Origin of the sequence: Faecalibacillus sp. MSK20_93 (genome assembly GCF_020589945.1) — a bacterium.
Taxonomy (GTDB): Bacteria; Bacillota_I; Bacilli_A; order Erysipelotrichales; family Coprobacillaceae; genus Faecalibacillus; species Faecalibacillus intestinalis.
Genome location: NZ_JAJDKA010000031.1, coordinates 1 through 24,512, shown reverse-complemented (window position 1 = coordinate 24,512; position 24,512 = coordinate 1). Strand labels below are relative to the sequence as shown.

Here is a 24,512-nt window from a genome sequence, read left to right as displayed (position 1 = left end):
TTCCTCCCAATTTTACAAAACTATAAAAAAATATTGACGATAAATGATAATTATAAAGAAAAAGCCGCAAGAAAAGACTAAGTACACATCATCTGCAACTCAGCCAACTTCCTTACGGTTCAGTTCTGTAGCTTTGCGTCACTATTTTTCAATAGTTTTGCCTTTAAAATATATAATTTTTATAAACTAATATTATCACATAATTTCAACAAAAAATATCCTTTACGACCAAAATATGCTTTTTTTCGACCGAAAAATTTTCAACATAATAAAAGGGACTTTTTTGATATAACCATATATCATAAAAAGTCCTTTATAACTATTAAATTTATCTTATTATTCAGCTGAAATAGCTTCTACTGGACAAGTTCCAACACATGCTTGACATCCAATGCATGTATCTTTGTCACATTCCATTTTTCCTTCGTCATCAAATGCTAAAGCTTCTACAGGACAAACACCAGCACATGCTCCACATCCGATACAAGTATCTTTATCTACGTTCATATTTAACTCTCCTTTTCCTTTTTTCCTATAATTAGTATAACACTTTCCACTTTTCAGTCAATACAAAGTCACTATTTTTCATAGCTTTGAATACAACAATTTTCGGGTAACCATGTCATTAATTCTTCATTTGTCATATCATGAAAATAACTATGAATGACACGCACGATACCTCCATGACAAACAACTAAAATGTTTTTATCAGGATATTTATTTTCAAGTTCTTCTAAAAAACTATACACACGATGGACTACTTGGAATAAAGATTCTCCGCCTGGATAATGGAGTCCATGATTTTGTTTATAATATTGAAATTCTTCATTATTAACAATTCCTTCAAATTTGCCAAAATTGATTTCTTGAATTCTAGAATCTATTTTAATTTCTAATTGATGATTTTCATTTATGATTTTTGCAGTTTCATGTGCTCTTTGAAGTGGTGAGGCAAAAATCATATCTAATGAAATATCTTTTAATTGTTCACTGGCCATTTTAGCTTGTTGCTTTCCTAAAGATATTAATTCCACATCCGAAATGCCACAAACTTTATTATCAATGTTATAACCTGTTTGACCATGTCTTACTATATATAATTTCATTTTTTTATGTCCTTTATCTTCATTTTGTTTTATGTTATCATATTTTTGGCATTTAGAGAACAAATGAAAAAGGAGAAAATTACATATGGGTGGTATGTTTGGCGTTGTCAGTCGTAAAGACTGTGTCACTGATTTGTTTTTTGGTATTGATTATCATTCTCATTTAGGAACAAAAAAAGGTGGGATTGCAGTTTATGGAGAAAACGGTTTTAACCGTGCAATTCATAATATTTCAAATTCACCATTTAGAACTAAGTTTGAAAATGATATTAAAGAAATGTCTGGAAAAATGGGGATTGGTTGTATTTCAGACAATGAACCTCAACCTCTTTTAATCAATTGTCGTTTAGGTAGTTATGCAATTGTTTCTGTAGGTAGAGTTGCAAATATGGAAGAATTGATTCAAGATGCTTTTGATAATGGGCATACTCATTTTCTAGAGATGTCTGGGGGAGAAGTGAATCAAACTGAATTGATTGCTGCAATGATCAATCAAAAGGATACTTATGTTGATGGAATTATCAATGTTTTAAGAAAAGTAAAAGGTTCTATTTCTTTTATGTTGATGACAAAAGATGGTTTGTATTTAGTACGTGATAAATTAGGAAGAACTCCATTAAATATTGGTAAGGGGGAAAATGGATTCTGTGCTTCGTTTGAAAGTCATGCTTATATCAATTTAGGCTATTCTTTATATAAAGAATTAGGACCTGGTGAAGTTTGTTTTATGACCAGTGAAGAAGTGAAAACACTTGTAGAAGCCAATGATAAAATGAAAATTTGTTCATTTTTATGGGTATACTATGGTTATCCAACAAGTTGTTATGAAGGACGTAATGTTGAAGAAATGCGTTATGAATGTGGTCGTTTAATGGCTCAAAGAGATGATATTAAAGATATTGATCTTGTAGCAGGTGTTCCTGATAGTGGAATTGCCCATGCGATTGGTTATTCAAATGAATCACATATTCAATATGGAAGACCTTTTATTAAATACACACCTACGTGGCCACGTTCATTTATGCCACAAATTCAAGCGGATCGTAATTTAATTGCAAAAATGAAATTAATTCCAATTGCTAGCTTGATTAAAGGAAAATCATTATTATTAATTGATGATTCAATTGTTCGTGGAACACAACTAAGAGATACAACTGAATATTTATATAACTCTGGAGCAAGAGCAGTCCATATCAGACCTGCTTGTCCTCCAATTATGTATGGATGTCCTTACTTAAACTTTTCAAGAAGTACAAGTGATATGGATTTAATTACACGTCGTGTTATTAAAAAACGTGAAGGAGAAAATGATATCAATATGTTAGAAACATATAGTGATCCAGATACTCCTGAATATAATGCAATGGTAGAAGAAATCCGTAAAGAACTTAATTTTACTTCTTTACGTTTTAATCGTTTGGATGATATGCTTCAAGCTATTGGACTTGATAGTGATAAGATCTGTACTTATTGTTTTAATGGTAAAAAAAAATACGGAAAGAAAATTTCCGTATTTTTTTTAAAATATATTTAATAGCTTTCTAAGGAGTGCTATAATATTGAAGAAAAAAAAGGAGACTATTATGAAATATTTAATTGACCCAATGGATTTAAGTGTAGAAGAAATTGATGAACTAATTGATATTGCGAATGATATTATTAAAGATCGTACACGCTATCAAGATGTTTGTCGTCATAAAATTCTAGCTACACTCTTTTTTGAACCAAGTACACGTACAAGACTTTCTTTTGAATCAGCTATGTTATCACTTGGTGGAAATGTTTTAGGTTTTTCAAGTGCAAGCAATACAAGCGCTTCTAAAGGTGAAAGTGTTAGTGATACTATTAGTGTTGTTTCAAGCTATTGCGATATTATTGCAATGCGTCATCCAAAAGAAGGAGCACCTCTTGTTGCTACAAGAAAAAGTACAGTACCTTTAATCAATGCTGGAGATGGTGGTCATAACCATCCAACGCAAACTTTAACTGATTTACTTACTATTTATAGAGAAAAAGGTAGATTAGCTAATCTAACAATTGGATTTTGTGGGGATTTAAAATTCGGACGTACAGTTCATTCTCTTACAAAAGCAATGTCACGTTATAAAAATATTAAATTCGTGTTTATTGCACCACCTGAACTTAAAATTCCTGAATATTTAAAACATGATTTATTAGATGCTAAAAACTTAGACTACAAAGAAGTAGAAACAATTGAAGAAGTTATTGAAGATTTAGATATTCTTTATATGACGCGTGTTCAAAAAGAAAGATTCTTTAATGAACAAGACTATATTCGTTTAAAAGATACATACATTTTAGAATTAAAGAAATTAGAAAAATCAAAATCTGATTTAATCGTTATGCACCCATTACCTCGTGTTAATGAAATTGCTATTGAGGTCGATGATGATCCAAGAGCTAAGTATTTTGATCAAGTTCAAAACGGACGTTTTATGCGTATGGCACTTATTTTAAAAATGTTAGGATTGGAAAATGAGGTAGAAAGATAATGAAGATAGATAGTATTAAAAACGGGATTGTTTTAGATCATATTACTGCTGGTAAATCTTTAGAAGTTTATAAAGCACTAGGATTAGATAAATTAGATTGTAGCGTTGCTATTATTAAAAACGTTAAATCTAATAAAATTGGTAAAAAAGATATTTTAAAAATAGATGAAGAGTTCACTTTAGATTTAGATGTATTAGGTTATTTAGATCCTAATATTACTGTATGTATTATTAAAAATGGTGAACTAGTTGAAAAGAAAAAATTACAACTTCCTAAAAAAATCATTAATGTAGAAAGATGTAAAAATCCTCGTTGTATTACTTCAACAGAACAAGGTTTAGATCATGTATTCTACTTAGCCAATGAAGAAAAACGTATTTATCGTTGTCTTTATTGTGAAACAAAAGTTGAAAAAAAATAGAAGCTTTGCTTCTATTTCTATGCTGGAGTAGCTCCAACGGTAGAGCAACTGACTCGTAACCAGTAGGCTGTGGGTTCAAATCCCATCTCCAGCACCATTATCAAAATCAACAAGCGTTGATTTTTTTTTATTATAATAACAAACATCAAATATAAACCTTTTCTTCCCATTTCATCATGACATCTTTTCCATGATGGCCTAAGCCTATATAAATCACTTTTCCTTTTAAATCATAATCATATCTTCTATCTTTGATTTGTTGAATAGCTTCATTTGATAATTTATCCAATGCTTTTTCAAAATCTTTTTTATCTTCTTTGAAATACTTAAATTCAATAATAAACGATGTTTTCTTTTCATCATGAGCCTGGATAATGAGATCACATCTTCCTTTACCTTCTTCTCGATTATAAATAACTTTATAGTTATCTGATAGACATAAACACATTCCTAACATCATCATATGATAACTGTTTTCATTATTTAAATCATGATATCTTGGAATCATTAATACATTTTGATAATTTTTGAAAAAATCATTTTTGTTTTCAGCAATCAAATTGTCAACAATGCGATCATATTATCCATTGTTCATTCCTAATTGATGTTCCGTTAATCTTATAAATTATCTTCTTACCTCATAATTTGGTATCGTAATTCTAAACTTTTCTTTTTTTGGATCAATTGCTTTTACTACTGTTAAATATCCAGCACTTACAAACATCCCCCATAAGTTAGGTGTATTTGCCACTTCATAAAAGCTTGTTTGAAGGACAACTCTTGTTTCTAAATAGTTATTCTTTATAAGTTTTTCATATTGTTTTTTAAAGTCCTAGTCTACTTTTTATATAGCTTGTTTAAGCATTGTATTAGCACTCGTATTGACCCAATAAGGAACAAGTACTTTTCTTCTTGCATAATTTAAAATAGACCATGGATTATAGATTTCTTTATCTCCCATTTTATAGCCATCATACATTTCTTTGACTTCATCATTTAATTCTAAATCATAATATTCAAGTAATTCTTTGGTTTCTTCTATACTGAATCCAAAATATTCACTATAATCATTATCAATTACTGTATACACATCTAAATTATTTAAATCACTGAAAATATTTTCTTTAGCCACTCTTTGAATTTCTGTAAGCATCGCATATTTTAAGCTGGTTGATGTTTTAAGAGAATTATGAAGCAATCCTGCAAGTCCTCCTCTTACTTCATCATAGAACCCTCCTGTATGTGCTTCTACAAATGGTGTATCATATTCATCTATGAATACCATAACTTCTTTTCCATAATAATCTTCCATTATTTCCATCAAGAATGAAATTGCATCATCTATTCCCTTAAGATTATTCTTGTTATTATCAGCTAATACTTCATAAGTCTTTCATAATTTATTTTCTTAAATCCCTTAAGATTTTCAAATACAAAATCATATTTATCCCATTGAATTTGTATTTGTGTTCTTATCGTCGAAACAACTGTTTCTTTATCTCTTTTGGCATCCGCAAAAGAGATAAAGATTGTTGGATATTGATTGATTTCAGCTACATAAGGTGTTTCCATGATTTTTGTACCTTTAAAGATTTCTTTAGAGTCTTTGGTAATATCAAAGAATTCTGCCATCATTGACATATTGATGGTTTTTCCAAATCTTCTAGGACGAGTAATCAATGTTACATCTGTTCCTCTATCTAAGAACTCTTTGATCATCAAGGTCTTATCTACAAAATAATAATTTCCTTCTACAAGTCTTGAAAAACTTTTCGTTCTTATTGGTATTTTCTTCATTTCTATCACCCTTTCTTTACATATTATAAACTATTTTAGAGATGTTTACTGATGAATATAAATTCAATTTTTAATTTGATCTATATTGAATATTTCATAGTTATGATTTTTAGCTTATCTAAATCTAATGGAAAATGGTAGTTGATTAAGTATATAGGAAAACTAGAGTAGAAAAATCACGATAACAATAAAAATAAAGGAGGAAAATCAAGACTGATCATCAGCCTAATTTTCCTCCTAAAAAACATTAGATATTTTAGAGGGGATATTGATGTGAAATCAATATCCCCTTAATAATTTAAAGTGATTTTTCTAAAACACGCGATTATTTAGAGCGCTATATAATCAATGTTATCTATTATTACTCAACGATCACTTTTAGCAACTAGAATAACTATTTCCCATTTAAGACATCTTTAATTGCTTGTAGATTTTCTTTAACACTATCATCATTTGGAATCATATAATAAAGTTTGCTATCAGGCATGTAAGCTCCACCTGTTTGCATAACTCCTGTTCCGGTAAATTGTTTTTGTTTAAATGTCCATGAAGCATTATCATTTATTTGCATTTTGATTAAATCTGTTATATCACTCGATGCCATATTTGTTTCAAAACATCCTGATATAGCTTTTAAAACACTACTATAATTAGTAATAACTGCAGGTGACATCATTTTATTAAGCATAGCCATTAAAACATCTTGTTGATGTTTTACACGTACATTATCTCCATCAGCAAATGAATGTCTTTCTCTTGAATAAGCTAATGCTTCTTTACCATTCATTTGTTGAAGACCTAATTTATAGGTATAACCACCCGCACTAAAATCTCGATCAACATTAACAGTAATACCACCCAATGCATCAACCATTGTGACCAATGATGTAAAGTTAACTCTTGCATAGTAGTTGATATCTGTCCCTAAAAACTGAGCCATTGTTTTAACCGTATTTTCAGGTCCAGCAATACCTGAATGCGTTAACTTATCCTTTTTTTTCATATTCGCAAGAGTTACGTAGTAATCTCTTGGAATAGATGTTAATAAGATCTTCTTTGTATTTGGATTAACAGTAACGATCATATTAACATCTGATCTAGATACTGTTGTAATACTTCCATATGTATCAATACCACTGATATAAATAATAAATGGTGTATTTGTTACAGAAACTCTTGTTGAAAAGTCTTTGACTTTTGTTTCTATATCACTTGTCCATATTTCTTTAACTTCATTTTGAAAATCTGGATGATTTTCTTCAAACATACCATTATATGCTGTATTAATTAATATAGCATTAACGGTATTATTATAAAGATCATCCCCTAGTTTTGAATATGTCATAGCAACATCAAAATTCAAGCTTGATTCTTTCTTTTTAGCTTCAGCAATAACTTGATTCATATCTTTTTCTTTATCATATTGTAAACAATATTCAATCGACTCATTTTGTAATTCAGATAAACTATTTATTTTACTACTTTTTAATACAACAATTGCATAATGTGCAGATTTCGTATTAGAATTCGTAATATCATCTAATGTTGAATAACCTTTATTGATCATTACTGATCCAAAGATCATTAAAACACTTAATAATAAACTTATTACTTTACCAACAATCTCTCTTGGTTTTGTTTTATGATGATGTTCTTTTTTATTAGGTCTCATTAATGCATAATTAATAAAACCTAATAAAACAAATATCATCCCAACCATAACAGCATATGTTGTTGGTAAAATATTAAGCTTAAAAATAAAAAATAATAATGCTACTGTTGTAATGACCTGTATTCCTAATATTACAGGCCAAGATATAATTTTCTTTATATTTTCCATAATTCATTTCCCTTTTATTTCTATGATAGTATCATTATACACATAAATAATTAAAAATTAAACCTTTTTATGATTCGTATACTTTGATATCAGCTAAAGCAATATTCCTCGCCATTATATTTCATAAATATTATCTTTTTAACAAGATTCCTTATTTTATGTTCAAAAATGATAAATCAGTTTTTATAATCGATTGGATCCATCAATATAAAATATGGATTTAACAAGTTATCAACAACTTGTAATGTCATATTACTTGTTTCACCTGTTTCTTGGTTAAAGCTCGATGTACATGTATGGATTATTCCAAATTCATGTATATTGTAATCTTGATTAGGATTACAATGAATTAATGCAATTTCACCTGCAATATTCGAATATTTTTTAGAAAAAAAGCCCAATAAAGTTACTTGAATAACTTTATTTATTACATTTTTATAATTTTTATCAATACTAATAATATTATCTTCACTAAATACAATAAGTTCTTCTCCTACAAGAGCTGTAAACAGTAAACTACAAGCATTTTCTAATGATTTTCTTAATGCAAAGAGCATTAAAAAATGTGCTATCAGTAATTCTGATTTTTCAAAATCTATTGGTCTTTTCTTTAATATGATTTTTGCACAATTAGGTACCTTATCTAAGGGGCACCTATCCATTTCTTTCTCTAATGACATAAACATTTTTTGAATCTCAATTTGGTCAATTTTTTCAATAAACATATTAACAGCAGAGTTTTTTACTTTTTTATATAAATCAGAATTTTTAAAAGAATCTACTGCATTTTTATATAAATCCTTATTTAAATATCCATTTTCTTTGATTGGAGAAATTTGTTTATACTTACTATACGGATCTAGCACTTTTGCAATCTTAGGATAATTATTTCTCATATCCTCGGTACAAAGTTTTATAAGAGTATAAATTGTTGCATGCGCTTTTTCAAATACTTTAATATCTTCTTTTATTGGAGATTTTGCCATTGGAAATATATCTTTATACATATCAAAATTTTCATTTGCAAAAAGATAACCATAAAATTGATTATTTCCATGTTTTGCTATTTGATGAAAAAAAATATTACTTGGAATTTTTTCTTCAATATTTTCACACATAAACAACTTTTCAAGGGTTTCTTGAATAATATGTAGAGAATCATTCTTTTTTATTTCATTACATAATTTAAAAATTTCTGAACGAAAATCATTAATATTTTCTTTCTTCATGTTATTTCATCATTCTCCTTTTTTCTTCTATATCATATATTTCATTTCTAACTAATTCTTTTACATCATGTTCATTAACATGCTTTATTGTTTCATTTGTAGAATAACGTTGTGTAACATATGTAATATCATCATTATTTATAATATTTAAAACAATATTAGGTATTATTCTTCTAGAATAATATATGAATTTTTCAAATAATAATCGTTCTCCTGTTTCATCGTTCAATACAAATGGTCCCCATATTTCTGGATGATAACGACATAATGAACCCATGATAAAAAGTGCTGAGTACATATTAAACAGTTGCGGTAAAGTGATCAATTGTCCATTTTTTTCTATTCCAGCTTGTAAATATGGTTGCCCAGAAAATGAAATTTTCTTTATATTTTTTCCTGTCATCCTTTTTCTTAAAATCAAGTAATTTCGATTTGTTTCCTTTTCATATCCTGTTTGATAATCTAAATAATTTTTTTTAAAATCCTCTACATTATTCAAAACATTCAAAATAGATTCCATTATTTCTTTTTTTGCATATATTTTCTCAATCAAGCCCGTAGATGTATTATATAAATCAAGTAATAAAGTATTTCCTATTTCTTTTTCATAACATTTCTTATAATCACGATCAATCTCAACAATAGCTGATAAAAATTCTTGCATTTTCCATTCACCGTATTTTGTTAAGTCCTTATCAAATCCAATAATTTTAGCAAATTGATGAATTCCTCCAAAATTATAGTCGTTAAAACGTACACTTGCTTCAGATATATAATTATCTATTGTTGTATGTAATGTAGCCATTCCATGATTTTTTATTTCTGGTCTAATACCTTTTTTTAGAGAACACAGTCCTAGAAGTAAATTAGTAGATCCATAATATAAAAGAAGTGGAGATATCTGTAAATTTACAGTTTTACTTGCTTTAAAATATTCATTCGCTTGTAAAAAAGAACCAATTATCGTATTAATTGTATCTTCACTTTTCACTAAATTATGTTCTTCTAAATATCTTTCTACATTTGCCTTATAAGAAAATTGCATGAGCTCTTGCCATAGATCATTTTCTGGATTTTCAGTAAAAATTTGTTTATTTGGCATATTTAATTTCCTCCATCAAATTTTTTAATAAAGAAAATAAATTTTTTCTTATTAATTTGCTTTTTTATAACTTTGAAAACGTTTTTTTACTTATTCTTATTATAAAATCAAATATACTATTCTTTTCCTTTATTTCATTGTTAATACTATTAATCCTACTTGACATATGATTCATTTTTTTATTTAAATTTTTAATTTCATCAAAAACATTATTATTCGAAGAAATCATATCGTCAATTTTTTGTTTACATTCATTATTTTCATTGGTGTTTTTTCTTGTTTGTTGAACCGAGCCTCCCATTCCAATAAGTGAAACACCAAATGCAATTATTGATAATCCATCAATAATTGCAGATAATTTTGCATTTATTAGCATTTCATTTAATCCTATAATACTAAACAATAAACCCGTTGCAAAAAATATACTTGGCAAGTATTCATTTATAAATATACAACAATTTAAAATTATTTTATTTTGTTTTTTGTTGTCTTCTTTTGAATATTGTTTACTAAACCAATATATAAAATAAACATATATTGAAATTATTAAAACAGTAGAAAATACTGGATGCATCCCAAAATTGATAACTAATTTATATTTATTCAAAATAAAAAAAATAATAAAACTTGATATAACAATTCCCATAGTATTCTTTTCTTTCATATAAAAAGTATAATAACATTTTTACAAAAATCCTCTTGTTGCCATTTACATTTTGTACAAAACAAATAGCTAACATTTTCATTATATAACCTGTGTTGTCTTTTTTCTATATATTGTTACCTAATGGACATTTTTAGCAACTAAAACAACTATTTACCATCTAAGACATCTTTATTTGCTTGCCCATTTTCTTTAAGTAAGTGCAAAATAAAAAGCTAAATAAAAATATAGCGTTCTAAGAACTGATATCTATATCAAATACATCAATTTCTTCATCTTTATAAAGTAATCTTTTAAAAGTACTTTAAATAATTCTAATTTACTATTATATTTAGGATAAAAGATATCATGAATACCTGATGCATTTTTTTTTGCTAATTGATCATTAGCTAAATTCGTTTGATCTGTTTCTACATGATTATCTTCATTTGTAATCGTAAAAACATCACATGGAACATGTAAACTAAATCTTATAACTAATAAAAATAAACATGCAATAAATTTTTATCTTTTCATTTTCACTTCTATATAGGAGTCAAAAATTAATACTCTTTAAACATATACCCGCTGTCTTCTTTACTTTCCCTTTAGCCTCATTATCTTTTATCTCGATAAAAAACACAAAAACATGCAACCGCTTATATTCATGTGTGAAAAATAGGTGTATCTTTTGTGGTGATACACCTAGAATATTCAATTTCATTCCAAAATCTCTTTGTTATTGCCATCAACACCTATTTTATACGTAATACCATTCTTCCTATAATAGATGTATTTATCTTCTACTTTTTCTATTTCATAATCAAAGGTATCCTCTCCATCTAAAACTACACGTTGTGAACCATCTTTTTTAGCTTTTATCAATTGATTAGTAATATAATAAATCCAACCATTGTCACCTATATCATTCATTACTATTTTTTCAAGCCCGCTTGCAGGATTACCTAATTCCATTTTAAAATTCTTATAATAAACCCATCCTTTTTTTATCTTATAATCAAAGTGACTACATTTTAAAATATCACTTGACACTTCATACGCTGCAATTATTTCATTAGACCCATCTAAATTCATTCTATGAAGAGCATGTCCTTCAATACCAACTCCTGTAGTATCAAAACAATAAACATAATAAATATATTTATCATCAACTATTTGAAAATCTTATAATTCTGTATCTAGTAATCTTTGGTTTTTTCCATCTGGTCTTGCAACATATAAATAACCATGTGATTGAACAGACAATGTCGAATCTAAATAATAAACACAATTTTTAGAAACCGTATAAGTATAACAAGCTTGTTCATTTACTTTTCTAGCAATATATGTACCATTTTTGTATCTATACAGAGCAGGATAGTATATTGGCTTATCAGCGTATTTACTTCCAATTGTATCCTCAGTATTGTATATAAAATACGTCCAATTCCCAACCTTCTTCTTCATTTTCATATCCACTTCAATTGGATAATTTTTTTTATTATTATCATCCATAAGGATGATATCTTTTTTATTAGTGGAAGAATTAAAAAAAATTGAAAAATCTGAATTACCTATTATGCAAAACAACACTATAAGTACAATTATTACTCTTTTTTTATTATTTTTAAAAAAATCATATATTTTCTTAACCCATTTCCATGATAATTCCAATGAATTAAAAAAATCACCAAATTTAATAACTATTAAAACAATGAAAATTACCCAAATAAAGACTTAGGCTTTATAGAAAAATTCTTATAAAATAAATCTAAAAAATCCATATTAGAAACTAATCTCTTCTAAATAAATCTCTTGTATATACTTTTTCTTCTACATCATCTAGACAACTATCATAGCGGTTCGCTATGATTGCTTGACTTAGTTCTTTAAATTTATTTAAGTCATTTACTACTTCACTTCCAAAGAATGTTGTTCCATCTTCTAATGTTGGTTCATAGACAATAACCTTAGCTCCTTTAGCTTTGATTCTTTTCATGACTCCTTGGATTGATGACTGTCTGAAGTTATCGCTGTTTGATTTCATTGTTAATCTATATACTCCAACAATTACTTCATTTTCTTTTTCTTGATTATATGAATCATTTGCTTCATACGCTCCTGCTTTTTCTAATACTTGATCTGCAATGAAATCTTTTCTTGTTCTATTACTTTCTACAATGGCTTCAATTAAGTTTTGTGGGACATCTGCATAGTTAGCTAATAATTGTTTTGTATCTTTTGGTAAACAATATCCCCCATATCCAAATGATGGATTATTGTAATGTGATCCAATTCTTGGATCTAGACATACTCCATTAATGATTTGTTGTGTACCTAATCCTTTTAGTTCTGCATAGGTATCTAATTCATTGAAAAAAGATACTCTTAATGCTAGATATGTATTAGCGAACAGTTTTACTGCTTCTGCTTCTGTAAATCCCATAAACAATGTATCAATATCTTCTTTGATGGCTCCTTCTTGTAATAGTGATGCAAATGTATGTGCTGCTTCTACAAGTCTTTCATCATTCATATCTGTTCCTACAATGATTCTTGAAGGATAAAGATTATCATACAATGCCTTTGATTCTCTTAAGAATTCAGGAGAGAAAATGATATTCTTGCTTCCTGTTTTTTCCCTGATGCTTTGTGTATATCCTACAGGTATTGTACTTTTAATGACCATAATGGCATTTGGATTGATTTCCATTACCTGTTCTATTACATTTTCTACTGCACTTGTATCAAAGAAGTTCTTCTTTGAATCATAGTTTGTTGGTGCAGCAATGATAACAAAAACAGCATCCTTATATGCATCTTCTGCATTTAAGGTTGCTGTTAGATTTAATTCTTTTTCTTTTAAATATTTTTCGATATATTCATCTTGAATAGGACTAATACGATTATTAATCTTATTCACCTTATCTTCTATGATATCCACAGCCATCACTTCGTGATGCTGTGCTAATAATGTAGCGATACTCAATCCTACATATCCTGTTCCTGCGACTGCTAGTTTCATTTTCTATTCATCTCCCTTAAATAATTGTTTAGTCTTCTTTTCAACGTTTGGAAGAATAAAATTATAATATCTTGATTTTAACATATCACTTAAATCATCTCTTTTAAAAATAATAGATTCAAAAAGATTACTTAAATTATTATTAGAGTATGCATCTAGATTATTTAAATTAATAACATATTCTTTCATTTGCGAATAATTAGCTACTTCATTCATTTTATTCTCATATGAAAAAGTATAAAAAGGAATAAAATTTTTAGAAGCTAAAACACAACCATGATATCTCATTGATACTACAAATAGACTTCTAGAAATTTCATAATCATATTCTTGAAATTTTGTTAATCTAGGAACTACTATATTTCTTTCATTAACTCCATTTTTTATTAGCAATTCTTTCATATAATTACAATATTTATATTCACTTTCTAAATTGAAATGAGGCAGTATTTTTATTTTTAAATTATTTTTTTTTATAATTTTGGAAATAATCGGCAATACTTTACTATTAAATTTTTCATCTATATTATTTTTTTTAAAATAAGGATGCCAATCATCAAAATGAGCAGGAATAAAACTAATATAACTACTTTTACTCATATTTTCTAATGGACTTAATAAAAAAGCACTATCAGTTCCTAGTGTACTTTCAATGCCTATACTATCCAAGTATAATTTAGATTTCTTTTCTCTTACATTTACATCTGATCTATTTAAAATATATTTTGCAATACTGTCAAATATTATACTTTTACTTGAATTAATAGTATTATAATGAAAAACTGGTATTTTTTTTTCTTTAACAACAATCAATAATCTTAATAGATATCGATAATCTTTATATATTCCTATACTTGCACCACATGGGGAAACAAAAATTATGTCAGAATTATTAATAATTCTAATCCATTCATTTAATTTTTTATTTTTTACTATTTTAGACCCAAACAAATAATAAGTAATTAAATTTTTTAAACCTACATTTTTTAAAGAAATATCTGGTTTATGTATAATTCTAGAATCAGTAATTGGTAAAATTGAATCAGATGCATAAAGAACAGTCACATTTTCTACTTCTTCATATTGTAGTATTCTGTTAAGCAATCCTGCTCCTGCTGCTTCATCTCCAAAATTGTGTCCTTGTTGATTTACAATTGTTATATTCATAATCTTCTATTTTTTCTCCTTAAAACATATATTTACTAACGATAGAATGAAATTTTTATTTATCATTAAAACAAAAATAATCAAAAAAACATTTATAATCATATATACAATATTAAAGTCAAAATATCTAATATAAAAATAAGAAAACATTAAAAATAATAATTGTATAATTAATGTTTTAAAATAAAATGTCTTTTTTACTATACTTTTTCTTTGGTTAAAATATCTAATAGTATAAAGAATTATATATGAAATCATTGTAGAAAATGATGCGGCAAATAATCCAATTTGTTTTATTAATAATAAATTAATTAAAATATTAAATATTGCTGAAATTGTTGTAGAAATGCCTACTATTTTATTTTTTCTATTTGAAAGTAACATATTTCCTAAATATTGTGATAAACAAAGAAATATGGTACCTGATAAAAGAGATGGAATATATTTCATACTAGCAATATAATCATGAGGTAAAAAAACACCATATACAATCGGTACAAACATTATTATTAAAAGCCCAACACAAGATAAAATTCGAAATAGTTCATTAAATAATTTATCATAAAAAATAATATCACTTTCCTCATTTTCTAAAAATGCCATTTGTTGAAAAGATAAATTAAATACAGAAAAAAAAGAAGTTAATAGTGTAGGGATTTTATAAGCCATAGCATATAATCCATTATATTTAACACCTAGAAACAAATTTATAATCAACCTATCTGATGCATTTGTAACCCACCATGAAATTCCATTAGGTATAAGTGGTAATGAATATGATAGCATTTTTTTTAAATTATAATCACCTTTATTAGTAATTCTAAAAATATCATATTTATAATATACAATGCCAATGCATATCAAAAAAGAGATTGAATATGCTAAAAGGACATATTTTATATTATGTTGAAAACATTTTAAAAATAATGGAGCTAGTACTAAAAAAGTAAAAGAATTAATAATATTACATATAGAATATAATTTAAGATTTTGTAAGCCTCTAACATATTCAATAGTAAAGTTAAAAATTATTTGTAATAATGTATAAATAAAAATATAAAATTTATACTGTGTATTAATAAAAATCAATATAACTATAAAAATAATAACATTTAATAATATTGACATTATGGATTTTAAATAATATTCATTTGCATTTTCTGGATTTTCTAATATCTTTCTATACATTGCTTGAGATAATTCCATAGTAATAAAAGGCAGTGCTAAACTAACATATGTCAAAATAACATCCAAACTACCATATTGTTTTGTTGATAAAAAATTTGCTAATACAAAAGCAATTATAAATGCTGCACCTTTAGAAACAATAGCTCCCATACCAATTATTAATGTATTTGTTGAAATGGTTTTTAATTTATTATTCAATATTTTATCCTCCATTCTTAATCATAATCATCTTTTCAACATAAAAAACAAAAATAGGGAATATCCAATAAAAAGTCATTCTTCCCATCCAAGTAAAAAATGAAAGTAATAATGTCATATTAAATATTAAATACATACACAAATTAAATAAAGAAAATTTCTGAAAAACTTTATTATATGTTTTTGAAACTACGAAAGAATAAAAAAATAATAATAATATACATCCAATATAACCAAAATCAGCAAAAAACATTCCTGGCAAAGTATAAACAGTAGAATCATCAAAACCTACATCTATATCTCCAAATGTTTCATAACTAAATCCAATAAACTTATATATTGGGCTAAATGTTTTGCTTCCATAACTATAATCAATTTCTTGATCCATTAAGGATTTAAATGCTAGACACGGTGTTACAAAATACGAAACTGTTTTAGCTACTATAACATTATCAATTCCCTCAATTGAACTATCTTGATTTTGATATCCTCTTTGCGTTCCTGTTACTATCAATGAAAGGATAATAAATACTATTACCAACACTATTAATCTTTTCTCTTTACGATTTATTTTGATTATATTTGAAAATATAAAAAAAATTCCTATTACAAATATTAAGTCAATAAAAAAAGCCATTTTTGATAATGTAAAAATAGCATGAAAAAAGGATAATATAATATTTATTAGTAAGTAGAAATATTTTTTTTCACAGAAACATAAAAATGCACTTATTATTAGTCCTAATTCAGCAAAATAATTTAAAATATTTGTGATTAATGCAAAAACTATTCCTATGTTATTTGAATAATTCAAATATGCAAACCTTAACCATTCAACATTACCAAATAACATATTAATTGATGCACCTAATCTATTAACAACATAAATATCATAAAATATTTGCATAATACGAAATAACAAACAAAAAATTATCATTTTTTTCATTTTACTTTTATTTGTTGAATAATACTTATGAATTTGTTTATATAAATCATCATTATTGTTTCTTTTCGAAAACATTAAAAAAAATAAATTCCCACTTATAAAAATTAAAATAACAAATATATTTGTTGTCATACTAAATTTTTTTGTTGAAATTAAAGCTGAATTAACTATAACAGTAATCCAAATCCAATTAAACAAAAGCAATGGTGAAAAATATGTATTTGTTTTTTTCTTTAAATATTTATATAAAAATACCATAAATATTATTAATATAATATTAATCAAAATTATCTTCATTTTTTTCCTTTCTATCAAGCAGATAAGCAAATCCATCATTAATACCTAAAAAAATCATTTTTAATTTTGTATATTTTTTCTGTTCAAATAATAATTTTATAAAATCTTTTACTAATGATTTTATAACTTTTATTATCACAACTCTATCCTTATAATCTTTTATCATAAATAATAGATTTCTTGTTCTGTAATAATATCGCATAGGTGATTGATGATAAATGCAGATTTCTCTTCCAAAAATCTTTCTCAACTCTATTTTTCCTATTTTATGTTCCATATCGATACCATTCAATATAACTATTTTATATCCGTTTACTTTTAGCCTTAAACAATATTCATTATCTACTTGATCTATAAAATAATCCTCTCTCATTTTTCCTATTTTATTAAATATATCTATATTAATCAAAGACCCAGAACTTATAGTTTCATCAACAAGTATTTCACTTTCATTAAATACAAATTTTTGCTTTTGTGTACCTATATCGTAATAATTAGTACTTATAATTCCTATATCATCAAGTTTTTCTTTTTTATCTAAATACTTTATATACTTATTACTTAATGAATATGTAATTATTGTATCTTGATCTAGTGTAATAGCCCATTTTAATCCAATAGAATTTAAATAATCTAATCCAATATTCTGAGCTTTGGCTATTCCTAAATTTTTACAATTTGGAATATATTTAAATTTTTTTCTATCTAAATTTTCAAACTTTTTATTTCTAAAATTTGAATTATCGACAATAACTATTTTTTCATAATTATTATCATTTGAAATATTATCTATCAACTTATCTGTTCTTATATCTGGGTTATAACATACAATTACAATTCCTATTTTCATAATTTTCTATACCTTTTATAATAATAAATAAACGAGTCCCTTAAGAAATTATATTCATTAATATTTGAAATACTCATTGATCCGTCTTCAAAATGTCTTACTATAATATTTTTATCATACTTTATTTTTATATTGTTCTTTTTAGCAAATAATCCTAACAATGCCTCTTCATAAAATAAAAACATTTTATCATCAAATTTAAAATTGTAGTATTTTATAAAATTATAATTCAAGATTATACATGCACCATGACATGCATAGATATAATTATTATGATTTCTAAATAAATACTTTATAATCTTATTTATAAAAATACCCACATACAAAAACAATTTAATATCATGTTTATACCCTATATACATTAATTTTTCAGAAAATATATTTTCTTTCACCCAATATGGATTTTGCAATTTATTATTATTGGCAATTATTTGGGGAGCAATAATCATTTCAGAATCGCATAAATTTTCTATTCTTAATGTGCTAATAAACTCAACATCTGGATTACAAATAATAATATATTTATATTCATACATATTATTTGCATATTCTATTCCAACATTATTCCCATATCCATATCCTTTGTTATCAATCTGAATGTATACTAGTTTATTTTGAAAACAAATATTTTCTATATCTTTGGATACTTCATCTGAATATTTGGCATCTATAACAATAATTTTATAATTACACTTTACTTTAGATTTCGTATTAATAATAAAGTTTTGTAAATCATCTATATTTCTATAAACTAAAACCACAAAAACTATTTCAACATCAATTTTTCTCATCTCTATTCTCCTAAATATTTTTTTAAAGCATTTATTATAAATCTAAATGTATTCAAACAAACACGTAATTTATTTATTTCTTCATCTTGTGTTTGAATTTCCCAAATTTGTTTAATGCTTTTAAATTTATTTGATGATAATGAATTACTACTTATACGATATTTAACAAGTGCTTCATTAATGCCTCTAGCAATGCATCCATTTCTTAATAACATTAACCAAGTTGCATAATCTTGTCCACCTCGCCTTAAAGGCATTCTAAAGTCACCTAAAATAGTTCTATCGATAATAACTGACGATGTAGCTATTATTGTATTATGTAACAAATATTTGTAATCACACGTTTCTTTAATATTTCTTTTATTCTTTAAAAGATTGTCATTTTCATCAATCATTTCAATTGCCGTATATGAAAATGGACAATTTCTTTTCTTCATTAACTCAAGTTGTTTAGCAACCTTATTTGGATACCAAATATCATCACTATCTAAAAAAGCAACATATTGACCAGTTGCTAATTCTAATGCTTTATTTCTTGCTGCGCCTGCACCTTGATTTGTTTCTTGTAAAAAGTAAACAATTTCTGGATATTTTTGTATATACTCTTTAATAATATTAGCTGAGTCATCATTTGAACAATCATCAACTAAAACAATCTCTATGTCTTTGTATGTTTGAACAAGAATAGAATCTAATGTTTTTCTTAAATACTTTTCTGCATTATAAATTGGTATAATTACAGATACTTTTCCTTCTATAAATTTTCTATCCATAACTAACCTCTATTCATAAATTGGAGTTACCCATTGCTTAAATTCTTTATCTTTTCCTTGAACAGCATCTAAATATTTTAAATGTATATTTTTTGTAATATTTCCAGTATCACCATTTCCAATTGTATATCGATCAATACTTAAAACAGGGGTAATCTCCATCGCTGACCCACATAAAAAGGCTTCATCACATGTGTAAAGTTCTGTTCTATCTATTGATCTTTCAATAACTTTATATCCCATATGCTTTGCTAATTGAATCACAGTATCTCTTGTAATACTTTCTAGAACACTATCTGTAAGTTGTGGAGTAATAACTGTATTATCCTTAATCATAAAAAAGCATGATCCAGGTCCTTCTGCAACCTTTCCAACTTCATTTAAGAAAAGACAAGTATCATATCCATTTCTTAAAGCTTCTCTTTGTCCTACTCTACTATTAATATAATTAGCGCCACATTTAATTCTTGGTGAAAGAGTTTCATCACTAATTCTTCTCCAAGAAGTAATACAACAGTTTAACCCTTTTTTATTATATTCAGCACTTGTTCTTCCTCTAGGAATTGGTGCAACAAACATTTCTACTGGTCCCTCTGATCCCCATGATCCAAAGCCATCAACAAATAAAGTTTGTCTTACAGATAAATTTTCATCATATTCGTTTGCTTTAATGACATCTTTTAAGGCTTTTGTAAAATCTTCCTTTGTATATTTACAATCTAATTGTAACAATTTTGCTGATCTTAATAATCGATTATAATGATCATCTAAACGAAATGCATATAATTGATTTTCATCTTCATTCCAATAACATGGAATTCCTTCAAATACATTTAAACCAAATTGTGATGTTGGTGATAATACATTGATTTTTGCATCATTGACATTTAATATTTCACCTTTTAACCATATTCTTCTATTTTCTACATCATATTTCATTGCTTATCCTCCTCTAATCTGGTAAGTGTGCAATTCTAATAATTTCTTCTTCTGCTAATTTCGCAGCTTCGATATCATCTAAAGATTCATCTGCTTTATTTTCATAAATATTTTCTTTTTTAAACACTTTTATTACTGAGTCAAATAGAATCTTTATATCTAATAAAATTCCATACTTTTTAAATCCATCCACATATTGATTATCATAGGTTACTTTTTCATCCCAAGAAATATCATTGCGACCCTTTACTTGAGCCAAACCAGTTAAGCCTGCTTTGACTTGAAACCTTTTTTTATACTTTTTATTTAATGTTTCAAAATCGCCCAATTCATAAGTAACGCATGGTCTGGGTCCTACGACAGACATATCTCCAAAAAATATATTAAACAATTGAGGTAATTCATCTAAACTACTCTTTCTTAAAAATTTTCCTACTTTTGTTACTCTTGGATCATCTTTATAATTAAATAATCCTGCACCCATTTTTTCAGCATCAACTATCATTGAGCGAAATTTATACATATGAAATACTTTTCCATTTGTTGTTCTTCTACCTTGTTTGAAGAAAATAGGTCCTTTAGAATCTTTTTTTATAGCAATAGCAATTATTATCCATAAAGGAATCAAAATAATAATTGCTATGCCTGATGATACAATATCAAACAGTCTCTTTAAAAATTTATTAATAGCTACCAAATCTATTTCCTCCTATAATTCAAACGTATGAAAAACATCTTCGAAATTTTCAGCACGTTTAATAACTTCTGTTTTACCTTCTGAAATATCTAATACAGCGAAATTAGGTAAAATAAACGGAGGTTTCATAACTAAGGAATACGATCCGCAATTACTAATAACAATCGCATCATTTATAGCTAATTTTCCATTAAAATTTCTATAAATAACATCAGACTCAATACATGTAAATCCGACAAAATCTAAATCTTTATATTCATCTTGCTCATTTGACATATTGATTATTTCTATAGGAGGATTAACACCAGTCATACTAATATTTTTTTGACTTCCTAATACTGTTGCAAATGATTTTCCTCTTATATTTTTTATTGTTTTAACTGTCCCAACGAATTTCATACAATCACCAACTAAAGCTGAACCTGGTTCTATAATTAATTCTTGTTGATTATCTTTATCAGAAAATCTTTCAGCAAATAATGTTGCTACTGCATTTGCATAATCTTGATAATTAGGAATATTAGATGTAAATTGTTCTTTCAAAGAATTTTCCATTTTCCCAAACAATCCACCACCAAGATCAATTCTTTGTGGGACAATGTTTAACCTGTCAATCAAATCTAACATTCCTTTTGCTTTTTCAGGCCAATATTCTAATTGTCTTTTAGCAAAATGGCATTGTAAATTGATTAGATATAAATTATCTCTTTCCCTAATTAAATCTAATACATCTTGAAATTCTTTACTCTCTACATCAAAACCAAATCGAGAAATAACACCATCTTGAACATCATAATTGCAACGAACACCAACATTAAATGTTACATCTTCATGCTTTTTTGATAATTCATAGATATATTTTCCTTCATCAATAGAATCAATATTAACTGTGCCACCAGCTAATAAAAAAGATTCTAGTTTTTCTTTATTTTTAATTGGACCATTCCAAATAATTCTATTTTCCTTAACCCCAATTCTCATAGCTAATGCAGCTTCCATTTCAGAAACAACTTCAGCATATCCACCTAATTCATTAACAATTTTACATAATCTAGGTGTATAATTTGTTTTATAAGAATATGCAATATTAAAATTAGAATAAATACTTGAAAAAGCATTTTTTAATTCAGTATAGTTACTTCTAAATTGTTTAGAATCTAACAAATAAAAAGCATCTCCGTATTCTTTTCTTAAATCACTTATAATTTGTTTGTTTAATTTCATTTTTATGCCTCCATTTGTTTAACGATTTTTTCTACACAATTGCTTAATTCATCTTTATTATTTTCAAAATCTTTTTTAGACATTTTCATTACTTTCTCTTCAAATAATCTTTGAGTTTTCATATTTTCTTTAAATATTTCTTTTACTTCATCAAGTGATGCTGTCTTATCTACATTACAGAAACTTCTTGAAAGAATTGCTCTCGATGAACCTAATCGATAATGTTCCATAATAATTTTTAATGTTCCATAATAATTTTTTCTGCTGGTAATGTTCCTTCTCCAAGTCTAGCAACACCACCAAAACCATACGGAATATTATAGTTTTTGATTTTATTACAAATCTTTTCTACTGTTCCATTGGCAAGCAATTCAAACATAAATTTTAAATGATAGCTTAAATGCAAATCATTCAATCCTATATGTATTTCATCAAATCCACCATTTTCTAATACTTCATCTAAACATTCCACAGCCTCTTTAGTTTCAAGAAGTAATGTTGTTTTAATACGTTTATCCACAATTGTTAAAAAATTTTTGACATCATCTAATGACTTCCACATCGGTAGCATAATAATATCTGCTCCAGCTTCAATTACTTTGTCTATTTCTTCTTTGCTACATGGATTTATTGGATTAACCCTTACTAGCATTTCAGATTTTGTTAATTTTGGCGATATTTTTTTTATATCATTGATAGAATGCTTTGATTTTACAGAATCAATATGTCCTTGTCTTTCTTGCTTCCCTAAAGTTTCTAAATCAATCCAAATTCTATCAACTCCATATTTTTCAGCAATCAATGCAACATCAACGCTATTTGTAATATACATTAATTTTAAAAACATGATATTATCCTTTCTAAATCACTTAAATTTTTGAATACTAATTTTAGTATTCAATTTTTATCAATTAAACTAAAAAAATAAAACATACCTTTTATGATTATGTTATTCAAAATTTTCTATATTAATTTTTTGTAATATTTCTGATAAATATGTAGAAGAAATACCATCTGTGTGTGGAAGAAATACAACATCTACACCTACATTTGAAAATTGATTAATCATATTATTGTACATATCACTTCCTTGCCAATCAGAGCCATGGAATAACACATTAAAATGTAACTGATTCCATGCTTCCATCTTATTCATACTTGTTTGAGGAACTACCTTATCTACACATTTCAATTCATTTACTATGGCAATACGTTCTTTAAAAGGGATTATAGGTGTTTTATTTTTATAACTTTTTACAACTTCGTCAGTACTTACACCAACAATTAAATAATCACATCGTCTTCTTGCATTTTTTAAAATATTCAAGTGTCCTATATGAAACATATCAAACACTTCTGTTGTATAACCAATCTTATACTTTTTATCACTCATAATTTTTTCCTTTCTTTTTCATATAAAAAAAGCATACGTTCTGTTATGATTTTGGTTGATATGTAGGCACAATATCTTTGATAAGGTGTCTGATATCATTTGTTTCGTCATAAGCTTCCTTCTTCAAATGAACAAGTTTTTCTAAGAAGACCTCTTCATCCATTTCTATTGGTTTTCCAATATGAATTAGATGGTTCAGTGTATCCTGTAAGCCTTCTTCTTTCATAAGAAGTTCTTCATACAACTTTTCTCTTGAAATATTTTTATATACTAAAAAAGGCATAACAAAGTTATACATAAAAAATGTATATAAAAAAGGGGCTGTAAAGAAACCTAATCTTTTGGATTAGGCATTCTTTATAGCTTTTTTTA

28 protein-coding genes, 1 tRNA gene and 1 riboswitch are annotated in these 24,512 nt (G+C 26.3%); of the genes, 4 read left to right on the top strand and 25 right to left on the bottom strand.

Annotation, left to right across the window (positions count from 1 at the left end):
- Positions 1-90: 90 nt before the first annotated feature.
- Positions 91-172: riboswitch (cyclic di-GMP riboswitch) on the bottom strand.
- A gap of 164 nt (positions 173-336) precedes the next feature.
- Positions 337-507, bottom strand: coding sequence for a 4Fe-4S binding protein (locus LJD34_RS09900; RefSeq protein WP_032091706.1), 171 nt, complete (start codon positions 505-507; stop codon positions 337-339).
- 71 nt (positions 508-578) lie between these two features.
- On the bottom strand, positions 579-1,106 hold the full coding sequence (locus LJD34_RS09895) for a histidine phosphatase family protein (protein ID WP_227359779.1): 528 nt from the start codon (positions 1,104-1,106) through the stop codon (positions 579-581).
- Between the two features lie 85 nt (positions 1,107-1,191).
- Between LJD34_RS09895 and LJD34_RS09890 the strand changes: the two genes are divergently transcribed.
- The 4 genes from LJD34_RS09890 to LJD34_RS09875 all read left to right on the top strand — a co-directional run bounded on the left by LJD34_RS09890 (position 1,192) and on the right by LJD34_RS09875 (position 4,138).
- Entirely contained in the window at positions 1,192-2,640 is a 1,449-nt protein-coding gene (locus LJD34_RS09890; RefSeq protein ID WP_227359778.1) for an amidophosphoribosyltransferase, read from the top strand.
- Between the two features lie 49 nt (positions 2,641-2,689).
- Positions 2,690-3,619, top strand: coding sequence for an aspartate carbamoyltransferase (pyrB, locus tag LJD34_RS09885; protein WP_227359777.1), 930 nt, complete (start codon positions 2,690-2,692; stop codon positions 3,617-3,619).
- Positions 3,619-4,041: an aspartate carbamoyltransferase regulatory subunit gene (locus LJD34_RS09880; protein WP_227359776.1), complete on the top strand. Its 423-nt coding sequence runs from the start codon at positions 3,619-3,621 to the stop codon at positions 4,039-4,041. The genes pyrB and LJD34_RS09880 overlap by 1 nt, the downstream gene beginning before the upstream one ends.
- A 21-nt stretch (positions 4,042-4,062) precedes the next feature.
- Positions 4,063-4,138 (top strand) — tRNA-Thr (locus LJD34_RS09875).
- Positions 4,139-4,186: 48 nt separating this feature from the next.
- Here the strand turns inward: LJD34_RS09875 and LJD34_RS09870 are convergent.
- The 23 genes from LJD34_RS09870 to LJD34_RS09765 form a co-directional block, all read right to left on the bottom strand.
- Complete coding sequence (locus LJD34_RS09870; RefSeq protein ID WP_227359775.1) at positions 4,187-4,600, bottom strand: PD-(D/E)XK nuclease domain-containing protein; 414 nt, start codon at positions 4,598-4,600, stop codon at positions 4,187-4,189.
- A gap of 285 nt (positions 4,601-4,885) precedes the next feature.
- Entirely contained in the window at positions 4,886-5,353 is a 468-nt protein-coding gene (locus LJD34_RS16450; protein ID WP_264472055.1) for an AAA family ATPase, read from the bottom strand.
- Between the two features lie 62 nt (positions 5,354-5,415).
- Positions 5,416-5,838 (bottom strand): AAA family ATPase, encoded by a 423-nt coding sequence (locus LJD34_RS16445; RefSeq protein ID WP_199596369.1) that lies wholly within the window; start codon positions 5,836-5,838, stop codon positions 5,416-5,418.
- Positions 5,839-6,232: 394 nt separating this feature from the next.
- Entirely contained in the window at positions 6,233-7,678 is a 1,446-nt protein-coding gene (locus LJD34_RS09860; RefSeq protein WP_227359774.1) for an LCP family protein, read from the bottom strand.
- Positions 7,679-7,854: 176 nt separating this feature from the next.
- Positions 7,855-8,907: a hypothetical protein gene (locus LJD34_RS09855; protein WP_227359773.1), complete on the bottom strand. Its 1,053-nt coding sequence runs from the start codon at positions 8,905-8,907 to the stop codon at positions 7,855-7,857.
- A 1-nt stretch (position 8,908) separates the two neighbouring features.
- Positions 8,909-10,009, bottom strand: coding sequence for a YaaC family protein (locus tag LJD34_RS09850; RefSeq protein WP_117481246.1), 1,101 nt, complete (start codon positions 10,007-10,009; stop codon positions 8,909-8,911).
- 64 nt (positions 10,010-10,073) lie between these two features.
- The gene (locus LJD34_RS09845) at positions 10,074-10,655 is read right to left on the bottom strand and encodes a hypothetical protein (protein WP_227359772.1); all 582 of its coding nucleotides are present in this window, start codon (positions 10,653-10,655) and stop codon (positions 10,074-10,076) included.
- Between the two features lie 717 nt (positions 10,656-11,372).
- Positions 11,373-11,747: a hypothetical protein gene (locus LJD34_RS09840; protein ID WP_118347789.1), complete on the bottom strand. Its 375-nt coding sequence runs from the start codon at positions 11,745-11,747 to the stop codon at positions 11,373-11,375.
- Between the two features lie 90 nt (positions 11,748-11,837).
- On the bottom strand, positions 11,838-12,119 hold the full coding sequence (locus tag LJD34_RS09835) for a hypothetical protein (RefSeq protein ID WP_147357896.1): 282 nt from the start codon (positions 12,117-12,119) through the stop codon (positions 11,838-11,840).
- A gap of 325 nt (positions 12,120-12,444) precedes the next feature.
- A complete protein-coding gene (locus tag LJD34_RS09830; RefSeq protein WP_147579699.1) occupies positions 12,445-13,677 on the bottom strand; it encodes a nucleotide sugar dehydrogenase in 1,233 nt (410 codons plus the stop codon).
- Between the two features lie 3 nt (positions 13,678-13,680).
- Positions 13,681-14,844, bottom strand: coding sequence for a polysaccharide pyruvyl transferase family protein (locus LJD34_RS09825; RefSeq protein WP_118347783.1), 1,164 nt, complete (start codon positions 14,842-14,844; stop codon positions 13,681-13,683).
- Positions 14,845-14,850: 6 nt separating this feature from the next.
- Complete coding sequence (locus tag LJD34_RS09820) at positions 14,851-16,230, bottom strand: lipopolysaccharide biosynthesis protein (RefSeq protein ID WP_158569611.1); 1,380 nt, start codon at positions 16,228-16,230, stop codon at positions 14,851-14,853.
- Between the two features lie 4 nt (positions 16,231-16,234).
- Entirely contained in the window at positions 16,235-17,473 is a 1,239-nt protein-coding gene (locus LJD34_RS09815) for an O-antigen polymerase (RefSeq protein ID WP_227359771.1), read from the bottom strand.
- Positions 17,454-18,323 carry a glycosyltransferase gene (locus LJD34_RS09810; protein WP_118347777.1) on the bottom strand — a complete coding sequence of 290 codons (870 nt, stop codon included), beginning with the start codon at positions 18,321-18,323 and terminating at the stop codon, positions 17,454-17,456. The genes LJD34_RS09815 and LJD34_RS09810 overlap by 20 nt, the downstream gene beginning before the upstream one ends.
- Complete coding sequence (locus tag LJD34_RS09805; RefSeq protein ID WP_118347775.1) at positions 18,320-19,114, bottom strand: hypothetical protein; 795 nt, start codon at positions 19,112-19,114, stop codon at positions 18,320-18,322. The genes LJD34_RS09810 and LJD34_RS09805 overlap by 4 nt, the downstream gene beginning before the upstream one ends.
- Before the next feature lie 2 nt (positions 19,115-19,116).
- Positions 19,117-19,887, bottom strand: coding sequence for a glycosyltransferase family 2 protein (locus tag LJD34_RS09800; protein WP_118347773.1), 771 nt, complete (start codon positions 19,885-19,887; stop codon positions 19,117-19,119).
- A gap of 9 nt (positions 19,888-19,896) precedes the next feature.
- The gene (locus LJD34_RS09795) at positions 19,897-20,826 is read right to left on the bottom strand and encodes a branched-chain amino acid transaminase (protein WP_118306156.1); all 930 of its coding nucleotides are present in this window, start codon (positions 20,824-20,826) and stop codon (positions 19,897-19,899) included.
- Between the two features lie 13 nt (positions 20,827-20,839).
- Positions 20,840-21,523 (bottom strand): sugar transferase, encoded by a 684-nt coding sequence (locus tag LJD34_RS09790; RefSeq protein ID WP_118306157.1) that lies wholly within the window; start codon positions 21,521-21,523, stop codon positions 20,840-20,842.
- 12 nt (positions 21,524-21,535) lie between these two features.
- Complete coding sequence (locus tag LJD34_RS09785) at positions 21,536-22,747, bottom strand: hypothetical protein (protein WP_227359770.1); 1,212 nt, start codon at positions 22,745-22,747, stop codon at positions 21,536-21,538.
- Positions 22,748-22,749: 2 nt separating this feature from the next.
- Positions 22,750-22,977 carry a hypothetical protein gene (locus LJD34_RS09780; RefSeq protein ID WP_227359769.1) on the bottom strand — a complete coding sequence of 76 codons (228 nt, stop codon included), beginning with the start codon at positions 22,975-22,977 and terminating at the stop codon, positions 22,750-22,752.
- Between the two features lie 8 nt (positions 22,978-22,985).
- Positions 22,986-23,594 carry an aldolase/citrate lyase family protein gene (locus LJD34_RS09775; RefSeq protein ID WP_227359768.1) on the bottom strand — a complete coding sequence of 203 codons (609 nt, stop codon included), beginning with the start codon at positions 23,592-23,594 and terminating at the stop codon, positions 22,986-22,988.
- A gap of 102 nt (positions 23,595-23,696) precedes the next feature.
- Entirely contained in the window at positions 23,697-24,140 is a 444-nt protein-coding gene (locus tag LJD34_RS09770) for an adenylyltransferase/cytidyltransferase family protein (RefSeq protein WP_118347767.1), read from the bottom strand.
- 43 nt (positions 24,141-24,183) lie between these two features.
- Entirely contained in the window at positions 24,184-24,366 is a 183-nt protein-coding gene (locus tag LJD34_RS09765; RefSeq protein ID WP_227359767.1) for a hypothetical protein, read from the bottom strand.
- Between the last annotated feature and the right edge of the window lie 146 nt (positions 24,367-24,512).